A 21,263-nucleotide genomic window follows, 5' to 3' on the forward strand; every position below is an offset into this window, starting at 1 on the left:
TCGAGACCGCTGATCCATGCGTCCGAGATGGCTGTGTTCGATCGCGTTGCATGAACCACAGCCACCAGCAGTAATGCTGCTGCTGGCTGGGTTGCATGTATGATCGCTGGCGATACCGCGCAGCCATCGGCCCTGTTCCAGACGCTACGATAAAAGATGGTCAAATGCGCAGCAAGCAAACGGACTCGACAGTATCCGGATGGCCTAGGGATGCTAGTGCGATTTGCCCGCAGCACCCGCCAGCGCGGGACCCGTGAACTCGGCCTCGATCGTCACGTCGATCAAGTCACCTACGCCCATGGTGGTGCCCGGCGCGGGTACGCCGTAGCCCATCCCGAAATCGGAGCGCTTGAAGGTGCCATGGGCGGAAAATCCGATGCGCGCGTGCGGGTCCATGTCAGGCATGCCTGGATAACCACCGTTATAAGTGGCGGTTAGCATCAATGGGCGGGTGACCCCGTGCAGTTTCAAGCTACCCATGATTTCGAAGCTCTTGGTGCCGGTCATGCGAATCTTTTCCGAGCTAAAGACGATATCGGGATACTGGGCGGCATCCAGGAGCTTGGGTCCTTCCACGATATCCGTGCACATCTTCGGCGCCGCATCCATTTGCAGCGAAGCGGCATCGATCGTGGCCGTTAGCTTGGAGGAGGGGATGTTGCGCGGATCAAACGTCAAAGTGGCATCGAAGCGGCTGAATCGCGTGGTGTAGGTCGAGAACCCCATGTGGTTGACACGAAGTTGCAGACTCGCGTGAGCCTTGTCGATGCTGTACGCCCCGGCCGGCGGTGCCGTCATGGCGGGTGGCGTGGACGAATCGGCGGCGTGGGATGCTGTGCAAGGCATGCCGAGCAGGATGGCAACCGCGCCTACCATCAACGGCTGCAAAGTTTTTGGGACGGTGTTGTTGTTCATGACGAAGGATTCCGTATCAAGTTGAAGTATCCCGCTTGGCGGCTTGCGCCCCTTACGGTTCCGCGTGCCATGCGCTCAGTCGCGCACTCCGCCATCCATGCAACGAACGATTGCCTGCGAAATCGACATTTTCCCCCGTATGCCATGGTGCCTGGGCACGGTCATGGCTGCGCTGCGTAGGCTGGGATGCCAATCCCAGCATCACCATGCATGCCGCGCAAGCCATGCTGGGATTGCCATCCCAGCCTACACGGTGATCTCTGGGTCATTATCTTTCGCTTAGCTTGCGTGCATCCATGCCATAAGTCATGGCTTCCAACCCTAAACTTTCCCTCTAAATCTCGTACGTATAGCTGGCCATCAGGAAGGCCGTCACACCTAAATGGAAGCTGATCCGCGCGTAGCTGGTTACACTTTTTTTTCACGGATCATCACTAAATTTTGTACTCGGGCTGACGGGTCCTCTTTAGAGAGGGAAGTCCTTTGGACTTGGAATTTCTCCTGCACTCGATAGCACACCTATTTGTGGCGTACGCCCCGTACTCGCCAACGTGGCGTGGTTTTACCATCTCGGCTCCCTTTGCCGAACTCCTTTTAAAAAGTCATTTGAGGTGCCTGCCGGGAATGGCATCTGTATCGCTTTCGGAGGTGCTGCAGGAAGGTGGCCGCAGAGGGCTATGGGATGCTTGCGTTGACCCGGAGTATCAAATGGATATCGTTGTAATCCGCTGGGTATGCAGGGAAACAATCCAACAGGCACCTGCTGGCGCCAGCCAGGCATTGCGCAACAGCCAATGATGGCTATCGCCACTCATGGGATAGGGGCTAGGCGCGAGGCTTTTCGGCTGCGCAGATTGGGGCCTCTTCCTTGAGCCAACACCACACTTGATGTTGCTTGATCTCATCGATGATCAAGCCTCGATGCACCAAAAAGGCGTCGAGCGCGTCCTGCATCAAGTGTAAAAGCTCCTCCGGCAGCGTCGCGTCGCATCCCCATTCCTTCCATTGGTTGACCCTGTACGCTTGATGGTTGATCGACAGCCGCGCCTCGGCAATGTGCCGATCGGCGATCGACAAGGCGGAATTGGCGGCGGCAAGGCTTCTCACAATGCGCCCTCCAACCTGACTGATCTATGGCTAGCGCAACGATATGGTGCGTATGTTATTCCACCTGAAGTAGAGGTCAGGTTAAGCTGATATGTCGATCAAGCTCGGCTGATCCATGGGCGCCGACGACTTCCATAGGCTCACGCAAGCAAGTTGGAGTGCTGCGATGGCTCGTCAACCATTGAACGTAGAGACGCTCTATAAACTGGGAGACTGCGCGCAGGAGTACCTGGCGGCCGCATCGAAAATAAATCCGCTGTATGCAGCGAAAGACACTGTGATGTCGATCCAAGGCATGGTCGGTCTGGCCAAGGAAGCCGCGGGCATCGTACCCGCGCAAGGAAGTGCGATGGATTTCACCATGCGTGCGATAGATGCCAAGGATATAGCTGCCGTGCTGGACTATTCACGTGAAATGCTGCGGGCCTTGTCCCGTACCGAATCGACGAACGTTCGGGGTGCGATGCTTTATGCCTGGTTCCAGGGGGCGTGCTAGGGATGAGTTTGGCCCGAACGGCCTGTTGCTCTTGCATCCAGCTGGCGGCAATCACCACGGCCGAGCCTGTTCGCATTTTCGTTTGCCAACGCGTTCCATTTCATTGAAAGATGCTATCGCCAGGCATTTCTTATTACCGATAGTTCCATTTCGATGAAAAGCGCGCCAAGTCTCTATTGACGAATCTCGATAATCTTTGAAGGCCATTCCCTATCGAAAAGTCGAAGGGGCGATCTTTTGTTTTGCGTGTGCATGGCTTGGATAAATGCGCGCTGGGATCGACGGTTGCCCGTTTAAAAAAATCGTAGCCATTGCATGAACGATGGCGACCCATTACGAAAGCGCGTATCGTAACCGGGCGCATATAACAAGTATGCGTACTTGCGCGAACGCTCATCGGCACCGCCCACGTCGACGTTCACAAGGGGGCGCGGTCACCTAACGTAACAGACAGGAGACCACCGATATGAAGACTCGACTGCTCTTCGCAGTGGCGGTGATGGCGTTCGCTACCTGTGCCATGGGTGCGACCCCAACCGTTCTCAAGCTGCAACGAGGGGGCACGACGGTACCAACGACCACGCTGCTTGGGGGCGCGCCGCTGACAAACCTGGAGCTGGACCCGGCCATGACGGGCGGTGATACCGATTCAATCAATGCCAACGGTCTGGGATTGAAGCAGATAGTCAATCGCAGCATTGCGCATGGTCACGCTGGCAGCAACAGGATCGGCAATGCCACGCGCGCCAAGTCGAACCCTGGGCTCCTGCGCGGTTTCGACGGCCTCAACTTCTTCGACCAGCGTTTTGCCAATGGCGGCAACCAGTTTTCGGTGGAACCGCCCGATCAAGGCTTGTGTGCCGGCAACGGCTTCGTCATGGAGAGTGTCAACGACGTACTGTCGATCTATGACCGTTCGGGCAACGAACTGGTGGGGCCTGTCGATCTCAATACGTTCTACGGCTACCCGGCGGCGATCAATCGCGGCACTCTTGCGTATGGACCTGAAATCACCGACCCCTCCTGTTACTTCGATGCGGCGACGCAGCGTTGGTTCCAGGTTGCGTTGACGCTCGATCATATCGGCACGACACCGTTTCTGGCCGGCACCAATCACCTGGACCTCGCGGTCAGCAAGACCTCCGATCCGACCGGTGGCTGGATCATCTACAGCTTGCCCGTGCAAAACAATGGCACGCAAGGCACCCCGGATCACGGCTGTGATCTCGGCTTCTGCCTGGGCGACTATCCCCACATGGGTGCCGATGCCAACGCGATCTTCCTGACCACCAACGAGTTCTCCTTGTTCGGCTCGGCTTTTTACGGCGCGCAGATCTACGTCGTCTCCAAGCACGCGTTGGCCTCAGGCGCAGCATCAGCGAATGTAGTGCTGTTCAACACGGGCAGTCCGGCCGTTTCGGTGGAGGGATTTGCGGTGATACCGTCCATCGCGTCCGGTGGGCATTTTGCCAGCCTACATGGTGGAACCGAGTACCTCCTTAGCTCGGACGCCGTGTTCAGCAATGCTGGCACGTCGAACAACCTCTGGTTATGGTCGGTGTCGAACACGCGGGCTATCGATACCATGCCTGCGAACGTGACATTGAATTTCTCGTCGCTGACCGTGCAACAGTATGCCGTACCAACCAGTCTGGCCGAGCAGAAGGCAGGCGATACGCCCTTGCTCGACTGTTTTGCAACCAGTTGCGCGCCGACCTATCTCGGCTATCCGACCAACGTCTATCCTGGGCCGCGCGCCTTGGCGGTGAATGATTCGCGCATGGAGCAGGTGAGCTACGCCAACGGCATGCTCTGGAGCACGCTGGATACCGATGTCTTGCTGGCTGACAGCAGTCATGGTTCGGGCATCGATTACTACGTCATCAATCCGAACACCGGCTTCGTCTCTGCCAACAACACGCTGGCCTTGCCAGATGCGAATCTGACCTATGGCGCGGCGGCCATCAAGCAAAACGGAAACGGTGTCATCGCGTTCACCGTGGTTGGCCCCAACGACTATCCGAGTGCCGGCTACGCCAGCTTCGATGCGAAGACCGGTGCTGGCCCAGTGCATGTCGCCGCGGCGGGCGCCGGTCCTTGGGACGGTTTTACCGGCATTCCATTCTTCGGTAGCGGCCCGCGTTGGGGCGATTACGGAGCGGCTGTGGTTGACGGCAACTCGATCTGGATCGCGTCCGAGTACATCGCGCAAACGTGCACCTTGGCCCAATACTTGACCTCTCCGATCGGTCAATGCGGCGGAACGCGTGGTGCTCTGGGCAATTGGGCGACGCGTATCTCGCTTCTCGGATTCTGAGTCTTTGGACCGATGAATGTTCCTTGCTCCCTCCCCTATGTGTAGTGGGGGAGGGAGAGGGCAAGCTCGCGGTGAACGCAAAAACTGCCGCAAGCGCGTAGGCTGGGATGTCAATCCCAGCATCGGGATGCCGTATGGAAAAGCTGGGATTGGCATCCCAGCCTACGCGCTATCTGCCGTCCACGGCGCTATTCACGCCGACGCAGCCCGCAAATCGGCCAGCTCTTTGCGCAGCGCCGCGTTTTCTTCTTGCAGCTGGGCGACCTGCCGGCGCAGTCGTGTCAGTTCGTCTGCATCGTCGTCGATACCCGGCTCGGCTGAAGCCGTGATCGGCTCCTTGGCGGGTTTTTCCTTGCGCTTGGATTCGCGCACGCGCCGCGCCACCTCCTTGAGTTCCTTGCTGCCCGCCAGGGCGGCTTCGCGCTGTTCCTCTTCCGGCAGGCTCGACACCGCAGCCGCGGCATTGATGGAGATCACGCCCGAGCGCACGGCCGCCACGACCTCGGGGGCCGCCTGCTTCTGGATCTTTTCGATCAGTGCCACTTGATTGCCGCTGAGCTTGGCCTCGCGCGCGAGCGCTTCTCGGCTAGGCGGGCGCTCGGTGGCGGCGGCCGTGGCCGGTTCGTCGGCGGAAGCGGCCTCGCCCTCGTGCTCGGTGGCAGGCTCAGGGGCTGCCGCAACCTGGACGGCGGATCGTTGCGCCAGGATCTCGCGCTTGCGTAGCGCCAGCACGCCACGCTGGAAATCCGACACGCTGCGCCGGCCCAGGTGTTGGTCGATCATCCATAGATGCACGTCCTCAATCGACTGGAAACGGGGGTTCTGTACGGTCTGGAACGGCAAGCCGTGCTGCTGGCAAATGCCGTAGCGATTGTGCCCGTCCACCAGCACGTTGCCCCATAGCACCAGGGCGTCGCGGCAACCTTCCGCCAGCAGACTGCGCTCCAACGACTCGTGTTCCTCCGGCGTCAGAGGGTCGATGTAGGCCTTGAGTTCTTGGTTGACGACGATGTCCATCAAAATCCGCGCGGTCCGGTATCAGCAGAAAAGGGCGCGCATTGTAATGGGCCGGGCTGGGAAGGGAACACCGTGACGGCCGGGCATCATTCGTCGGCTTGACACCGTTGATGAATCGCGGGCTGGGATGGCAATCCCGGCATTTCAGGCAGCAGCAGGATGCTGGGGTTGCCATCCCAGCCTACCGGGCCGGTCCATGACCTTCATGTATTGAAGACCCAATATGCACATTTCATTAACATTTTTACTGACATTGTGCGGTCAGCGCCAAAGTGATTGAACGTCAGTACACAGAAGTATAACGTCCATGACGCCATCGCCAAAGCGATGCGCGGGTCGCGATGATCATCCGGCATCGGTAGCGACGAAAAGGGGCGGTCACGGAGCAGTGATCGGATTGAAAACGTCATTGCGGTGTCATGGCTTTAGGTCGACTTCCTGGGGGCGATCGAAATGCGCGACAGGGAAAACTATGTCGTTTTTCTGCTCGACCAGAACCGTTACGCCCTGTATCTGACCGCGGTCGAAAGGGTGGTACACGCGGTGTACGTGACGCCCTTGGCCAAAGCTCCCGATGTTGTCCTGGGTATCGTAAGCCTGCATGGCCGGATCGTGCCGGTCTTCAATGTACGTCGACGCTTTCGCCTGCCGGAGCGGGAGGCCAGTCTGGGCGACCGGATCATTTTTGCGCATACCGGGCGACGACTAGTGGCGTTATGGGTCGATACGGTCACCGATGTGATCGAGTGCGCTACCTGCGACGTGACCCACGCCGGGACCATCCTGCCGGCCATGGACTACGTGCGTGGCGTCATCCAGCTTGACGACGGCCTGGTGCTGTTGCACGACCTCGATGCTTTTCTGTCCCTGGACGAAGAAGAGTCCCTGGACAACGCTTTGGAAGCGAATCAGTCGCCATGATGCGGACGACCATTCCAAGGCAGACCTTGTCGCAGCTGAGCGATTGGCTTGCCAGTTCGATGGGCTTGAATTTTCCGGTGGAACGCAGCGGCGACCTTGAGCGTGGCATTGCCGCCGCCGCCCCGGCGTTTGGCCTGCCAAGCGCCGAAAGCTGCGCCAATTGGTTGTTGTCAACGCCGCCCACGCGCAGCCAGATCGAGACATTGGCCAGCTATTTGACCATCGGCGAAACGTATTTTTTCCGCGACGAGTGTTGCTTCAAGGCCCTGGAGATGAACGTATTGCCGGAGCTGATTCATGCGCGAATGGAAAATGAGCGGCGCCTGCGCATTTGGAGTGCCGGCTGCTGCACGGGCGAGGAGCCTTATTCGATCGCCATGCTGCTGGACCGGCTCATTCCCGATGCCCATGCTTGGCATCTAGCTATCCTTGCTACTGACATAAACCCTGCGTTTCTAAGCAAGGCGTCGGCAGCAGTGTATCCGCGCTGGTCGTTCCGCAGCACATCGGGCATGGCAAAGTCCATGACGGGGTACTTTCGACGTGTTTCCGAGTCACGCTACGAAGTAAAGCCCGGCATCCGGAAATACGTGTCGTTTTCGTATCTGAATCTGGCCGACGACATTTATCCCTCCATGACGAACAATACCAACGCCATGGACATAATCATCTGTCGCAACGTAATGCAGTATTTCACGGCGGATCAGTCGGAGCGGGTTTGCAAGAAGTTCCAGGATGCCTTGGTTGACGGCGGATGGCTGATCGTCGCACCTGCCGAGACGTGGGTGCAGCCACGCCAGGGCTTGAAGATGGTGGAATTTCCCGGCGCGATCTTTTATCAAAAACGTGCCGATGAGAGTAGTCGGGCGTCGATACCATCGCCGGCGAGGATTTCCCCAAAGTTCGCAGCAGCTTCCTTGCCTCACCCACTCGGCAACAGAGCAGCGAAGGCTCCGGATGTAAAGCAAACCGAAACGCGCAAAGCGGCAGTATCGATACCGGCTGTCCCGGCCATCGAGCCGGTGTCTTGCCAGGAAGCTAGGGACTACGCCAATCAAGGAAAATTGACCCAAGCGGCGGCCTGCTGCGAAACCGCTATTGCGGCCAATCGGGTCGACCCGATTCCCCGCTATTTGCTGGCCGTCATCCAGCAGGAGCAGGGCCGATATGACCAGGCCACGCAATCGCTGAAGCATGCCTTGTATCTGGATCCTGCGTTTGTGTTGGCCCATATGGCCTTGGGAAATCTTTATACATCGACCGGACGCCCGCGCGAAGCAAGGCGATCTTTCAAAAATGCACTTGACCTTCTGCTTTGCCTTTCAGGGGAGGAAGTGGTGCCCGAGTCCGATGGGCTCAATGCCGGACGTCTTGCGGAAATTGTCGCGGCATTGCTGGCAAGTCTCGATGGAATCGAAACGGTGAACGCTTGAAGGAGGAGGATGGGATGCAGGGCGAAAATACCAAGTCGGGCCGGCCTTCGACCGCTCGTTTCGACTATGCCGCCATGGAAAGGAAATTCGCGGCCGCGCTGGCTGTGATCGAGTCCGGTTGGAAGCCAACGCTCGAAGACAGTCGCAGGGTGCTCGCGTCAAGGGCGCAAGCCCTGGCCATGGTTCAGACACCTGATGAAGCCGCCGAGGCCTGTATCGAGGTCGTGGAATTTCATTTGGCCTACGAGCGTTATGCGATCGAATCGCATTACGTGCGCGAGGTCTATCCGCTTGAAAATCTCACTCCGGTGCCATGCACGCCGCCACACGTGCTTGGTGTCGTCAACCTGCGGGGCGAGATCATCTCGGTGATCGATATCCGGGTCTTTTTCGATCTGCCAAAAATAGGGCTGCCTGATCTCAACAAGCTCATCGTGCTCGAATCTGAACACATGAGTTTTGGTGTGCTAGTCGATGCGGTTACCAGGGCTGACAAGATCCGGGTGGCCGACATCCAACCGGCATTGCCGGCCATCACGGGAATCCGCGAAAGCTATCTCAAGGGCCTGACCGCCGATTGCGTGGCGATTCTCGATGGCGGGAAATTGTTGTCCGACGCGGGCATCGTAGTGAACGAGCAGGTACGCGAAAGTTGAGTCGAATCGGGCTACTCCAACAACCAGGCATGGGGGCGATATGAAACTCACCGTTGGGGCAAAAATAGCTGTCGGCTATGCCGTTGCCTTACTGATCATTGCCGTACTCGGCATTGCTTCGTACCGGAACGCCAGCGGCTACGTGGAGGCGGTGCAACAGCGCGCGCACGATTACCAGGTGATCGATAACCTCTCCGCTACGCTTTCCACCATGCAGGATGCGGAGACGGGTCAGCGTGGCTACCTGATCGTTGGCGCGGACCGCTACCTTGAACCTTACAATGCGGCAACCGTGAATGCGTACAAGGTCTTGCAGAACCTGAAAGACCTTGTCGGCAGCAACCCCGAGCAGCAACGGCAGCTCGATCAACTCCACGCGCTGATCGATGCCAAGTTCGCCGAACTCAAGGAAACCATCGCGCTGCGGCAGACCAAGGGGCTTCAGGCCGCGATCGAGGTCGTGCAAACCGACAAGGGCAAAAAGGCCATGGACGACATACGGACGGTGATAGCGGATATGAGCCGCCAGGAAAAGGCGACGCTGGATCAGCGCGATGTCGACCTCAATGTGAAGTCGAATGCTGCCATTCACACCATCGTCTACGGCGTGCCGATTGCTTGCGCGGTCCTGGCGTTGCTGGGCTTTGTGATCGTACGCACGATCACCCACGAGCTTCGGGACGGCATTTCCAGGCTGGCATCCTCCGCGTCGGAAATCCTTGCCACCACCACTCAACTGGCCTCCAGCGTCGTCCAGACGGCTACCGCCGTCAGCGAGACAACAGCTACCGTGGAAGAAGTAAAACAGACGGCGCAGCTCACCACCGAAAAAGCGCGCTATGTTCTGGACAGTGCGCAGAAGGCATCGAATGTCTCCACGGTGGGCCGCACCGCGGTGGACGACACCGTGCAGGGCATGCATCGCATTCAGACGCAAATGGAATCCGTCGCGGACAGCATCGTGCGGCTGAGCGAGCAAAGCCAGGCGATCGGCGAGATCATCGCCACGGTCAACGGCCTTGCCGAGCAGTCGAACCTGCTGGCGGTCAACGCCGCCATCGAGGCCACCAAGGCGGGTGAGCAAGGCAAGGGTTTCGGGGTGGTGGCGCAGGAAATAAAAAGCCTAGCCGACCAGTCCAAGCAGGCCACGGCCCAGGTGCGCACCATTCTGGGCGACATCCAGAAAGCGACCAGTGCCGCTGTGCTTGCTACCGAGCAAGGCAGCAAAGCGGTGGAGGCTGGCGTAAGGCAGACCGGCGATACCGGCGAATCCATTCGCCTGCTGGCCGACAATATTACCGAGGCGGCGCAAGCGGCCACGCAAATCGCCGCGTCCAGCCAACAGCAGATGGTGGGCATGGATCAGGTCGTGGTCGCGATGGAAAGCATCAAGCAGGCCAGCACGCAAAACGTAGCGGGCACGCGCCAAGCCGAAGAAGCGGCCAAAGGCCTGCATCAGCTGGGGCTGCGCCTCGGTGATTTGATCGGAAGCCATCGCGCGGCGGTGTAACGGCCATGACCAGGCGTCCAACCGACAACAAGAGCGACGATCTGCTGGAACGTCTACGGGTGACGTTCCGGGCCGAGGCCGGCGAGCATCTGCAGTCGATGTCATCAGGCTTGCTGAGTTTGGAGCAGGCCTCGTCAGGCGAATCCCAAAGCCTGATCGAAGCCATCTTCCGTAGTGCGCATAGCCTCAAGGGGGCCGCGCAGGCGGTCAATCTAGAACCCATCGGCCTGGTGTGCCAGCCGCTGGAAAGCATTCTGGCTGCATTGAAAGCGGGGCGGCTCGAGCTTAAGCCCTCGTTGCTCAATCTCCTGCACGAGTCGTTGGACACGATCGGCCGTCTGCTTTCGGACATGGCCCTGCTGGAGCAGCGCCGGCCACTCGCGGCGGCCGCGGCGCGGCGGCTCGATGACGCGCTGAAGGGGGCGTCCACGAATGGAGCAAAGCCCGATGACTCCGCCATGGAAGCCCCGGCCGAAATGTCATACGTAGTTCCCAATGTCACGCCTGGAACAGTGCGTGTTGCCATCGCGAAGCTCGATACCGTGATGCGCCACGCAGAGGAGCTGCTGGTACCTCGCCTGGCCGCAAGCCAACGTTTGCTGGAATTGAATGAGGCGGTGTCGATGCTGGCGTCGTGGAAGAAGCAGCGGGCGCGGCTGCAGCCCGCCTTGCGCGTGATCGAGCATTCGCTGCAGGCTTCCTCGCGAGGTGTAGCGGGGGAAGGCAGCGACCACGGCATCCTCAATGGTGCGGCAAGCCGCAAGCAGGAGCTGTTGAAGCTGTTGGAGTATCTGGATAGCGAGCAAGTGCAGCTGAAAGTTATGGAGGATCATCTGGCCAGGCTCAGCCGATCCACGGCGCACGATCAGCGTGTGCTGACCGGCATGGGTGACAGCCTGTTGCGCGACTGCAAAGAGATGCAGCTGCTGCCGTTCTCGTCGCAGTTGGAGGGATTTCCCCGTCTTGTGCGTGGCCTGGCGCGCGAACAAGGCAAGGCGGTGGAACTGATGATGCAGGGAGGCGATATCGAGATCGATCGGCGCATCCTGGATGCGATGAAAGACCCTCTCATTCACCTGCTGCGCAATGGCATCGATCATGGTATCGGCACACCGGCGGTGCGTGCCGCCAAAGGCAAGCCGCCGCACGGCACCATTACGGTGGCCATCTCGCAGAAGGACAGCGGCAAGGTCGAGGTAGTCGTCGCCGACGATGGCTCGGGCATCGACGTGCCGGCGGTAAAGGCCGCGGCCGGCAAGCTTGGGGCCATGGCCCCGCAGGACGGAGCAGGCATGGATGAGCAGGAGGCCATGGCGCTGGTTTTCAAATCAGGCCTCAGTACCAGTCCCATCATCACCGACGTTTCCGGCCGTGGCCTGGGTCTGGCGATCGTGCGCGAAAAGGTCGAGAAGCTCGGCGGCAGTATCGCCATTGAATCCCACCGCGATGCCGGCACGGTCTTTCGCATCGTCCTGCCCTTGATGCTGGCCAATTTCCACGGTTTGATCGTTCGCGAACGTGGCCAGCTTTTTGTCATTCCAACGATCCACATCGAACGCGTCATGCGCTTGGCCAATAACGCGATCCGCACTGTGGAAAATCGGGAAACGATACCGGTGAATGCGCAGGCGGTTTCGCTGGTGGGACTAGGCGACGTGCTGGAGATGCCGCCATCACGTGCAGGCGAACAGCCAAAGCCCAGTACCCTGGTGGTGGTCATTGAAATGGCCCATATGAAGATGGCGTTTCGCGTGGACGAGATCCTTGGCGAGCACGAAGTGCTGGTCAAGCCGCTGGGCCGTCAGCTGGTACGTGTACGAAATGTCGCCGGTGCGAGCGTACTGGGCACGGGACAGGTGGTGCCGGTGTTGAATGTTTCCGACCTGCTGAAATCAGCGACGAGACACATGTCCACGTCACGCGCCGCGAGCGGCAAGCTTTCAGGCGATAACAGCGAAGCGGTCGAAAAGCGCGCGATACTCGTGGTCGAAGACTCGATCACCTCCCGCTCCCTGCTGAAGGGCATCCTGGAGACGGCCGGCTACCGGGTCAGTACGGCGGTAGACGGCGTAGACGGTTTCACCACCCTCAAGACAGGTAAGTTCGACCTGGTCGTGTCCGACGTGGAAATGCCGCGCATGGATGGCTTTGACCTTACCGCCAAATTGCGCGCCGACAAACAACTGTCCGACTTGCCGGTGGTGCTGGTGACGGCACTAGGGTCGCGCGAACACCGCGAACGCGGAATCGACGTGGGTGCCAATGCGTACATTGTGAAGAGCCATTTTGACCAGAGCAACTTGCTGGATGCGGTAAAGAGACTGGTGTGACGCCGCCAGACCCGTTCCGGCCGATTCTGCAAAGGGCTCCAGGAGGAAGCGCGTGATCAAGGTGCTGGTCGTAGAGGATTCGTCCGCGGTCCTCGATTTTCTTGTTCACGTGCTGGGTTCGGATCCCGACCTGAAGGTCGTGGGTACTGCGCGCGACGGCATGGAAGCGCTGGATGCAGTGCGCCGTTACCGGCCCGATGTCATCACCATGGACATCCACATGCCGAAGATGGATGGATTGGAGGCCACACGCCGGATCATGGAAACCACGCCGACACCTATCGTCATCGTCTCCGCAAGCCGCGATGCGAGGGAGCAGGCGACCAGCTTCAAGGCGCTGGAGGCAGGTGCGTTGACCGTACTGGCAACCCCCATGGGCATTGGTCATCCGCACCATGCGAGCACGGCCAAGGAACTGGTGCAGGCGGTAAAGCTGATGTCGGAGATCAAACTGGTACGCCGATGGCCGCGGGGACAGCATGGAACACGCGCGTTAATGCCCGAGGCGACGGACCTGTCTGCCCCGTCAAGGATTCGCGTGGCGGCCATCGGGGCTTCTACCGGCGGCCCGCCGGCGATTCAAGCGGTGCTGGGGCGTTTGCCAAAAGATTTTCCCATACCGATGCTGATCGTGCAGCACATGACGGCCAGCTTCACCGAAGGATTCGTCGATTGGCTGAGGCCCACGATCAAGCTTCCGATCCAGATAGCCCGCCACAATGAACTCATTCGCCCCGGGCACGTCTACGTGGCGCCGGATGGATTTCAGATGAAAGTGTCGCACGGCGACGCCATCGTGTTGACCTCCGACCCGCCCGAGAGCGGCTCGCGCCCATCCGCGTCCTGCCTATTCCGTTCCGTAGCCGAGGTTTATGGTGGCGAGGCGGTCGCGGGCTTGCTCAGTGGCATGGGGCGGGATGGCGCCCAGGCGCTGCGCCTGCTCAGAGAGAAGGGCGCGATCACCTTTGCGCAGGACGAGGCGAGCTCCGTTGTACACGGCATGCCCGGTGAGGCCATCCGGCTTCAAGCCGCGATGCACGTCCTGCCGCTGGACAAGATTGCCGACATGTTCATGGCGGTCACCACTCGACGCCCATAAGCCACAGGGGATGGTGAATCATGACTTCTGAAACGACCAAGGCCATGGAAAAGACTCGCAGCACCGAGATTCTGATTGCCGAAGACAGCTCGACCCAGGCCGAACGCTTGCGCTATCTGCTCGATGAGCATGGCTATACGGTGAAGGTGGCGGTCAATGGCCGTCAGGCACTGGATGCGGCCAGGCAACACAAGCCTGCGCTGATCATTAGCGATGTGATGATGCCCGAGATGACCGGCTTCGAGCTATGCAAGGAAGTCAAGCACGATGAGAAGCTGCATGATGTGCCGGTGATTCTCCTCACTTCGCTGTCCGAAGCATCGGACATCATGCGGGGATTGAAATGCGGCGCCGACAATTTCATCCGCAAGCCCTACGAGGACAGCTATTTGCTGGCGAGGGTCGACTATCTGCTGATGACCAACGAGCTGCGCCGCAATCAAAAGATAAGCATGGGCGTGGAAATCTACCTGGGCGGGGAAAAGCATTTCATCACCGCCGAGCGGCAACAAATCGTGGATTTGCTGATATCGGTCTACGAGGAGGCCGTCCACCTGACCTCCGAATTGACCCGGCGCGAGCGTGAACTGTCCGAGTTCAATCTTACGCTGACCGGCTTGAACCGCATTGCCGAAGGCTTGAATGGCGCCATGAGCGAGCGCGAGGTATGCGCCCAGGCACTGGAAAATGCGACGTATCTTCCCGGCGTGGAAGGGGGGTGGATTGACCTGTGGAACGGCGATGAGTCGTTCCGGCTTGGTGGTACATACAACCTTGCGGGGATGCTGCGGGCCAAGTGCGCGGCCCACGATTTGTGCGAGTGCCAGCGCCAATTTTTTGCGGACGGCAAGGGGCGGGCTGTCAATGTGCCGGCTTGTGGAATGATCTCTGGGAGTGGCGGCGCGCGCGCCCATGCTTGCGTGCCACTATGGAGCGGGGAAGAGCGTTTGGGCATCCTGAACCTGATCGGTGGGGAAGAGGCTTTCACGGAAGCTGCGCTGGAAATATTTGACAGCCTGGGACAGCAGCTTGCCATTGCGTTGCAGCGCGCCAATCTGCACGCGCACCTGGAACGTCTAGTGGCTGAGCGAACGGCCGCGTTGACCGCCGAAATGGTTGAGCGCAGGCGCGTGGAGTTGAAGTTTCATAACCTGTTCGAATATGCCCCCGATGCCGTGCTGATGATGGACGGCAGCGGCAGGATCGCACTCGTCAATCGGCAGGCCGAAGCCGTATTCGACTACCGCCGGGACGAGCTTGTTGGTCAAAATGTCGGCAGGCTTTTACCACGTGTGCTGGACGAGGCTCACGTGGACCCGCATCGGAAGGTTCCCGTTGAAGCTGCGGGGATTGGCCTGTTCGGTGTGCGCCGGGACAAGACGACCTTTCCGGTGGACGTCAGTCTCAGCCCGATGGAGGCCGACGGCGGAACGATGGTGGCGATCGCTATTCGCGACGTCACGGAACGCAAGATCTATGAGGCGAAGATAGCCCGCCTCAATCGGCTTTACGCCGTACTCAGCGGCATCAACAGTGTCATCGTACGCGTGCAGGATCGCGAGCAGCTTTTTGATGAAACCTGTCGTATTGCCGTGGAACTTGGAAAGTTCGCGTTGGCATGGATAGGCACGGTGGATGAAGAAAACCAGGTGGTGACGCCGGTTGCCTGTAGCGGTCACGAAGATACCTGTCGGTTCATACTGGGCTTGGGCAAGGCCAAGGACGCAAGCTGGAGTGGCGCGTCGGCTCTGCACGCGTTGTTGGAGCATAAGCCGGTGATATTGAATGACCTTGCCCAAGACGATCGCCTGCAACCCTTGCGCGAGGAGGCATCCAGACGCGGCTATCGTTCTTCAGCCATGTTCCCCTTGACGGTACAGGGCCGCTTGGTAGGCGTACTGGGCTTTTATGCATCCGAGGAGGATGTGTTCGATACCGACGAGATACAGCTGCTGGTGGAAATCGCCAGCGATATTTCCTTCGCGATGATCCATTTGCAGAACGAGGAAAACGAACGTCGGCTGCGCGAGAAAAACATCGAATTGCGCGCCACCTCCGAAGCCAAGGATCGTTTCCTGGCTTCCATGTCGCATGAATTGCGCACGCCACTCAATGCGATCCTCGGCTATACCGGAACCTTGCTGATGCGCTTGCCCGGCGAGCTGAACGAAGAGCAGGAAAAGCAATTGCAGACGGTTGAATCCAGCGGCAAGCACTTGCTGTCGCTGATCAACGACCTGCTTGATCTGGCCAAGATCGAGTCCGGCCGCACCGGACTCAATATGCGCTATCTCTCCTGCAAGGAGATTATCGAGGAGGTGGCCACCTTGCTGCATCCCTTGGTCAAGCGCAAGAACATTTCGCTTGAACTGAAATTTCCGCCCACCGAGCTGGATGCCTATGCCGACCGGCGAGCATTCAGCCAGATCCTGATCAACCTGGCCAATAACGCCATAAAGTTTACCGAACAGGGCGGAAAGATTTCCATCGAAGCCGAGCGTACGATGGTCGACGGCGTGTTTTGCTGCGAAATACGAGTCGTCGATACCGGATGCGGCATCCGGCCGGAAGACCAGAAAGCCTTGTTCCAGGCCTTTTCGCAGGTCGACCAGGCCACGGACCATCCGGTCGAGGGCACTGGCCTGGGCCTTTATCTTTCCAAGCGCCTTGCCGCCATGCAGGACGGAAGCATCAGCTTCGAAAGCGAATACGGGCGTGGGTCGACCTTCAAGCTGCTACTGCCTGAGCGCCACTAGGCGATATCGACGTACCTACCGCATCTACTCCCTCCCCTACGTGTAGTAGGGGAGGGTTGGGGTGGGGTGAAGCAACCTCGCGATAAACCCAAGCACTGCTGCAAGCTCGTGCAACCCCACCCCAACCCTCCCCTGCAAGCAGGGGAGGGAGCCCCCTTGTTAGCTTGTTGAGCTTTACGCGTGACGACGGCGTCATTTGCTGAGAACTTCATGCGCTTGTTGCTACACATGGCCCCATCTGCACATGGCTCTTCGACGGAGCGCTTGTCACGCGATTGCGCTTATGGTTCGTCAGGCATCCTCAACTTTTGGTGCCGCTGGCCGATACCCGGTAAAGCCCCTTGTATTTGCGATACGGGTCGTCGTTTACTGCCAAGCAAAGCGGAATATGTTGTCACGTTTGTTGTGTACCGGAATCGCCGCGCTGCTTCTTGCAGCCGTTGCCAATGTCTCGGCCTCGTCCAGTCGATCGACGCCGATGCAAGTCAGCCTCGTGATCGAGGAGCTTTGCCAAATCACCGGCTTGGGCGTGAATCAATCCCCTGTGGTGCAATGCCGGCACGAAACGCCTTATCGCGTGATTCGGCGTATGTCGGGCAAACTGGCTGCCGATCCGAGATCCACTGACGCGACTTATCAGGCCAAGTCAGCGGGCGGCTTCTGGGTGGTCCAATTCTGAGCTTTCAGAACGCGACGGTCGCCGTGATGGTATCGCTGTAGTTGCCTGGTGCAGGTGTCGTTTGCGCAGGTACGTTGCCGTAGACGGTCGCGGTTTGGGCGTTGCCCGTGCCGGTGCCGGTATACATGCTGGTTCCCGCGGTGCCGTCGCCCCACGGAGTGCTGTGCGCGGCGTCCAGGTAGAGCTGATAGGACACCGTCCCCCCTCCGCCTGAAGGGGACAGCGTGCGCGCGCTCACATTGCCGCTGCCCCCGCCATTGAGCGCGATGCGATAGGCATCGTTGTTGGTGCAGGTTACCGAGATCGACGTCGTGGCATTGATGCCGCTGCTCAGCAGGCCGGTGGTACCGAAGCTGAGATTGCCGGCGTTGATCAGGCAATCGTTGACCACGGTGGCGCTGGCCGTAAAGGGGAAGGCCGTGGCGGGTGTAGTGATGGCCGGACAACCCGGAGGAGTAAGCGTGTAGTACGCATAGTTGAGCACGGTCTGGGCGCCGCTGAAGGCCTGGCTATAGACAGTACTGCTGTCGCTGACGGTTGGCACCAGCGGCTGATTGGCGGCGATAAGGCCATAGAACGAAACCGTCTGGTTGGCCGAAGTGCCGATCAGCGGCTTGGCAATCGTCAAGGATATCGGTGTGGTTCCGGCGCTGGTCGAGCCCCAGGCGATGGAATCGGCCGCATCCTGGTACAGGCCATACTGCAAAGCATTGCTGCCATTGGTCATGCTGAGCGGCGTGGTGGCAGCGAGGTTGAGGCAGACCTGTGCGTTAGGCGCCAGGGAAATCAGGGTCCAGTTGCAGCTTACGGTGACCGAGCCGCTGGCCGACACGGCGGCGCCGCTGATGGGATTGACGTTGCCAAAATTGATGTTCGTAGGGGTGGCTGAGCAGGTTTGCGCATGAACCATCTGTCCTATGAGCAGTAGCAGGGCGGCCAGCAACAGCTGCCATCGGTTGCGCCGGCTCATGGCCGCATGGCCTCGCGGCGACAGACCAAGGGCCCAATCAAGGGCAGGGCATGGTCAGTCGGCGGCTTGTAAGGGAAGGTGACGGTGCAATGCCATGCAACGCCATCGAGCTGAAGATGATTGCTGGCTTGCAGTTCATTGACGAACGTAAGGCCGTCGTAGCCGACGATAGTGTCGGAGCCACTTTCGACGTGATGGACTCTTGTTCCGGCCGGTATTGGCTTGCCCGCCTCGTCATGCAGAAGAATCGATGCGGCGGCATAGCGCGTGATCGTAAATCGTCCCAGCACTCCCGATTGGACTTGCGGTACAACGACCATTGCCGTGGTATCGATGCGCATGTCGACCGGCAGCGCCGAGGTGTCGATCGCTATGCGGTTGGCCTGGTAGGAATTTAAGTCCGGCACGAGCAAATGGCCGCTATCGTCGGTATGGCCAAGCAGGCGATTCTCATGCAGGACCGGCACACCCGCCACGCCGTTCGTCGAAACCAGGGCGAAGCCATCATAGATACGCCGGGAAAATTGAACGTCGCCGTCCATCAGCACGATGGAACCGAGAGCGTCGAACGATGCCGTGGTATGTCCGGCGTAGTTTTGCACGATACCGGTAAGCTGGCCGGCATTGCCCAGGTATTGCAATTGCGCCTGGTGAAAGCCCATCTGGTTGAATTGACCGGTTTGCAGGCCCCAGCCCCAGCCGCCGGCATAATCGACCGGACGAAACGCCTGCAGATTGTTGTAAGCACGCCCGCCTTGACTGCCCACCACCGCGTTCAAGGAGACGTGATCATCCAGCCCCAGGCTTACATTGAGAAACACACCGCGTGAAGCGTGCTGGTAAATGTCGCGGTATGCGCTCAGATTCACCGATAGGCTGTGGCGCAAACTCAGGCCGTAGGTCAGGGAAACGATACGCGATGCTTGCACCTGTGGAAGTTTCGATCCGATATAGCTCAAGGCGAAATTCTGGTTGCCGAAAAAGGGCAGCGAGACCGTCAGCCGATCGGTGTGCGTGGGGACGGGGGCGCCATCACGCGCTGCAAGATCACCATAGTGGCCAAACGTACGAATGCTCTGCGCATCGATGGCGTAGTGAGGTTCGAGCCATTGATAGCCCACGCTGAGCTGGGTGCCTGCCAACCGGCCAGCGCTGAACCCGATGGCGCCATTGACGACACCGTCGGCGCCGAGCCTCACCAACGCGCCGGCGCCGGCGTTGAAAAGATGATCGGTGGCCTCGCCATGCGCTTCGACGGTAAGCGCATCGCTGAGGCCCTGGCGCCAGGACCCGCTGCCGGCCAGGTGCGGGTCGTAGTCGAAAGAAGCGATGCCGTAATCACGCCGCAAAAAACCGACTTCCATCGAATAGCTCGACAGGCCCTTCGCCAGCATCTGGGTGTCGATGTAGATCGGCATCGACAGCGTAACGGTTTGTCCCAGGGCGTTGCGCGTGATCAGGGTGGCATTGCCGCCGCCGGTGATGCCGGGTACTTCATTGACCACGAATGGTCCGCTCGGCACCTGCACGTTGAAGTGCTGCATGTTGTTCACATACAGATCGAGCGATGAGGGCACCAAGGCCGATCCGGTCAGGACCGGAAGAGGGAAGGTCACCAGGTCCGGACGCAGGGCGAAGTTGCTGCGCCATTGGAAGCCGGCAAAACGGATCGAGCGCGACCAGGCCAGGGACGAAGTGATCGCATCGCCCCATTGGAATGTGCTCAGCGTATCCGGATTGGACCGGCTCCACGATGTGTCATAGCGGAGATAGTGTCGTGAAGCAGCGTCGAGATACGCAATGCCGGTATTACTGAACACCCCGGCAGGGTCGAAATAGCGCTGCTCCATCCAGAGTGCGAAACGATTGCCTGTCTGGTTTTGGGCAAAGGCATCGTAGTTGAGCACTAGGCCGCGCCCCGATGTCGCGGGCATGCTTGGCGACAACTGCCGTGAATCGACCATATAAGGCTGGCGCGCGTTATCCGGCAGCGTCAGGTCTACCCGCTGGTGCGTTCTGTCGTAACGGTAGCGAGCGCCCGCAATCGCATCGAGCTGCACTTGGGCGGATGCGGCGATACCCAACTTGCCGATCGCTACGCCTATGCGCGCAAGGTCGGCTCCGGTGGCGGACAACCTGGCTCCAGTCGCCTGGAAGTGCACGATGAAAGGGACCTCCTCTCCGTTCACCGCCACCTCCAGGTACACGTCCTGGGTCTGCTGCATTTCCCCCGCGAAGCTGGCAGGAACGGCTGCGCGTCCCGGCAGCAGCATGAAAGCGCCTGCCAATGCCATTGCCAGCTGTGCTTCGCGACGGGCGCAGTGATTGAGCACGCGTCAGGGGGAGGTATCGATGGCGACATGATCTTCAATCGACAGCGCATTGACGTTGGCGCGAATAGTGACCGGTGCCTTGAGCGCGCTATGGCTGTCCAGATTCACCCGCCACTGCATGGTCTGACCAGCCAGTGCGTAGCCGAGCAAGCCCTTTTCCACCGTGTAGGTTTTCCCATCTGCGGCCGTGAATTGCACCATGCTTATCCGCGCCCGGCGCCGGCCGGCATTGGTGACGCGCAGCCACCAGCCTTCGGTATCATGTAGCGCGTGCCAGGTAAGTGCAGGTGCTTGTGCCGAGCCATCAGATTCGACGAATACCGGCACGGAGTAGCGCAGCCGTATCGTCACGCCATTTTCGTCGGCGTTATCGGCTGCAGGCAGTTCGTCGATCAGCAGGCGGTAGCTTTGCTCTTGGTTGGCATTGCCCCTGTCGCTAAGTACCAGCCGGACGTACTGTTCGCCGTGCGCGGGAATTTCGATCAAAGGCGGGCTGGCTACCAGGCTCTGGGTGGGCAGAAGCTGGTCTTGGTCATTCGCCTGATCCCAACGAAAAACCCGCACCTGCCCGTACAACGAGCGCTCGCCAGGGTTTTTGAGGGTAAGGGTGGCGGCGCCTTCGCCGTGCCGCAGCTCGATCATCACCGGGGAAATCTGCAGCGACGACGCCCGCCCGATGACGCAAGGCGTCAGCAACCCCACCGCAAGCAGCAGGCGTCGCACC

Annotated in this window: 16 protein-coding genes; 10 read left to right on the forward strand and 6 right to left on the reverse strand. The window is 59.5% G+C overall.

What is annotated here, in order from left to right:
* Window positions 1-213 precede the first annotated feature (213 nt).
* Window positions 214-915, reverse strand: coding sequence for a YceI family protein (locus tag QQJ96_RS17145; protein WP_284333242.1), 702 nt, complete (start codon window positions 913-915; stop codon window positions 214-216).
* An 825-nt stretch (window positions 916-1,740) separates the two neighbouring features.
* Window positions 1,741-2,022 carry a hypothetical protein gene (locus tag QQJ96_RS17150; RefSeq protein WP_284333243.1) on the reverse strand — a complete coding sequence of 94 codons (282 nt, stop codon included), beginning with the start codon at window positions 2,020-2,022 and terminating at the stop codon, window positions 1,741-1,743.
* A 115-nt stretch (window positions 2,023-2,137) separates the two neighbouring features.
* Between QQJ96_RS17150 and QQJ96_RS17155 the strand changes: the two genes are divergently transcribed.
* Both QQJ96_RS17155 and QQJ96_RS17160 read left to right on the forward strand, forming a co-directional pair.
* The gene (locus tag QQJ96_RS17155; protein ID WP_284333244.1) at window positions 2,138-2,518 is read left to right on the forward strand and encodes a hypothetical protein; all 381 of its coding nucleotides are present in this window, start codon (window positions 2,138-2,140) and stop codon (window positions 2,516-2,518) included.
* Between the two features lie 466 nt (window positions 2,519-2,984).
* Window positions 2,985-4,835, forward strand: a complete 1,851-nt coding sequence (locus QQJ96_RS17160) for a hypothetical protein (protein WP_284333245.1) — start codon at window positions 2,985-2,987, stop codon at window positions 4,833-4,835.
* Between the two features lie 192 nt (window positions 4,836-5,027).
* On the opposite strand, the gene QQJ96_RS17165 is transcribed toward QQJ96_RS17160, so the two are convergent.
* A complete protein-coding gene (locus QQJ96_RS17165) occupies window positions 5,028-5,852 on the reverse strand; it encodes a ParB N-terminal domain-containing protein (RefSeq protein ID WP_284333246.1) in 825 nt (274 codons plus the stop codon).
* Window positions 5,853-6,305: 453 nt separating this feature from the next.
* Here QQJ96_RS17165 and QQJ96_RS17170 point away from each other — a divergent pair, with 453 nt between their 5' ends.
* The 8 genes from QQJ96_RS17170 to QQJ96_RS17205 all read left to right on the forward strand — a co-directional run bounded on the left by QQJ96_RS17170 (window position 6,306) and on the right by QQJ96_RS17205 (window position 17,236).
* On the forward strand, window positions 6,306-6,773 hold the full coding sequence (locus QQJ96_RS17170) for a chemotaxis protein CheW (RefSeq protein WP_284333247.1): 468 nt from the start codon (window positions 6,306-6,308) through the stop codon (window positions 6,771-6,773).
* On the forward strand, window positions 6,770-8,206 hold the full coding sequence (locus QQJ96_RS17175; protein WP_284333248.1) for a CheR family methyltransferase: 1,437 nt from the start codon (window positions 6,770-6,772) through the stop codon (window positions 8,204-8,206). The genes QQJ96_RS17170 and QQJ96_RS17175 overlap by 4 nt, the downstream gene beginning before the upstream one ends.
* Window positions 8,207-8,220: 14 nt before the next feature.
* A complete protein-coding gene (locus QQJ96_RS17180; RefSeq protein WP_284333249.1) occupies window positions 8,221-8,862 on the forward strand; it encodes a chemotaxis protein CheW in 642 nt (213 codons plus the stop codon).
* Window positions 8,863-8,902: 40 nt separating this feature from the next.
* Window positions 8,903-10,372, forward strand: a complete 1,470-nt coding sequence (locus QQJ96_RS17185) for a CHASE3 domain-containing protein (protein ID WP_284333250.1) — start codon at window positions 8,903-8,905, stop codon at window positions 10,370-10,372.
* A 5-nt stretch (window positions 10,373-10,377) separates the two neighbouring features.
* Window positions 10,378-12,702 carry a hybrid sensor histidine kinase/response regulator gene (locus tag QQJ96_RS17190; protein ID WP_284333251.1) on the forward strand — a complete coding sequence of 775 codons (2,325 nt, stop codon included), beginning with the start codon at window positions 10,378-10,380 and terminating at the stop codon, window positions 12,700-12,702.
* Window positions 12,703-12,754: 52 nt separating this feature from the next.
* Entirely contained in the window at window positions 12,755-13,801 is a 1,047-nt protein-coding gene (cheB, locus tag QQJ96_RS17195) for a chemotaxis-specific protein-glutamate methyltransferase CheB (protein WP_284333252.1), read from the forward strand.
* Between the two features lie 20 nt (window positions 13,802-13,821).
* Entirely contained in the window at window positions 13,822-16,557 is a 2,736-nt protein-coding gene (locus tag QQJ96_RS17200) for a GAF domain-containing protein (RefSeq protein WP_284333253.1), read from the forward strand.
* A 388-nt stretch (window positions 16,558-16,945) separates the two neighbouring features.
* Window positions 16,946-17,236 (forward strand): hypothetical protein, encoded by a 291-nt coding sequence (locus QQJ96_RS17205; protein ID WP_284333254.1) that lies wholly within the window; start codon window positions 16,946-16,948, stop codon window positions 17,234-17,236.
* Between the two features lie 4 nt (window positions 17,237-17,240).
* Here the strand turns inward: QQJ96_RS17205 and QQJ96_RS17210 are convergent, their stop codons facing one another.
* From QQJ96_RS17210 to QQJ96_RS17220, 3 genes are read right to left on the reverse strand one after another with little or no spacing between them, the layout of a single operon-like run.
* Window positions 17,241-18,206 (reverse strand): Csu type fimbrial protein, encoded by a 966-nt coding sequence (locus QQJ96_RS17210; RefSeq protein ID WP_284333255.1) that lies wholly within the window; start codon window positions 18,204-18,206, stop codon window positions 17,241-17,243.
* Entirely contained in the window at window positions 18,203-20,500 is a 2,298-nt protein-coding gene (locus tag QQJ96_RS17215; RefSeq protein WP_284333256.1) for a fimbria/pilus outer membrane usher protein, read from the reverse strand. The genes QQJ96_RS17210 and QQJ96_RS17215 overlap by 4 nt, the downstream gene beginning before the upstream one ends.
* A 42-nt stretch (window positions 20,501-20,542) precedes the next feature.
* The gene (locus QQJ96_RS17220) at window positions 20,543-21,262 is read right to left on the reverse strand and encodes a fimbrial biogenesis chaperone (RefSeq protein ID WP_284333257.1); all 720 of its coding nucleotides are present in this window, start codon (window positions 21,260-21,262) and stop codon (window positions 20,543-20,545) included.
* Window position 21,263: the final 1 nt, after the last annotated feature.

Source organism: Dyella flagellata, from assembly GCF_030160275.1.
In the GTDB taxonomy this organism is placed as follows: Bacteria; Pseudomonadota; Gammaproteobacteria; order Xanthomonadales; family Rhodanobacteraceae; genus Dyella_B; species Dyella_B flagellata.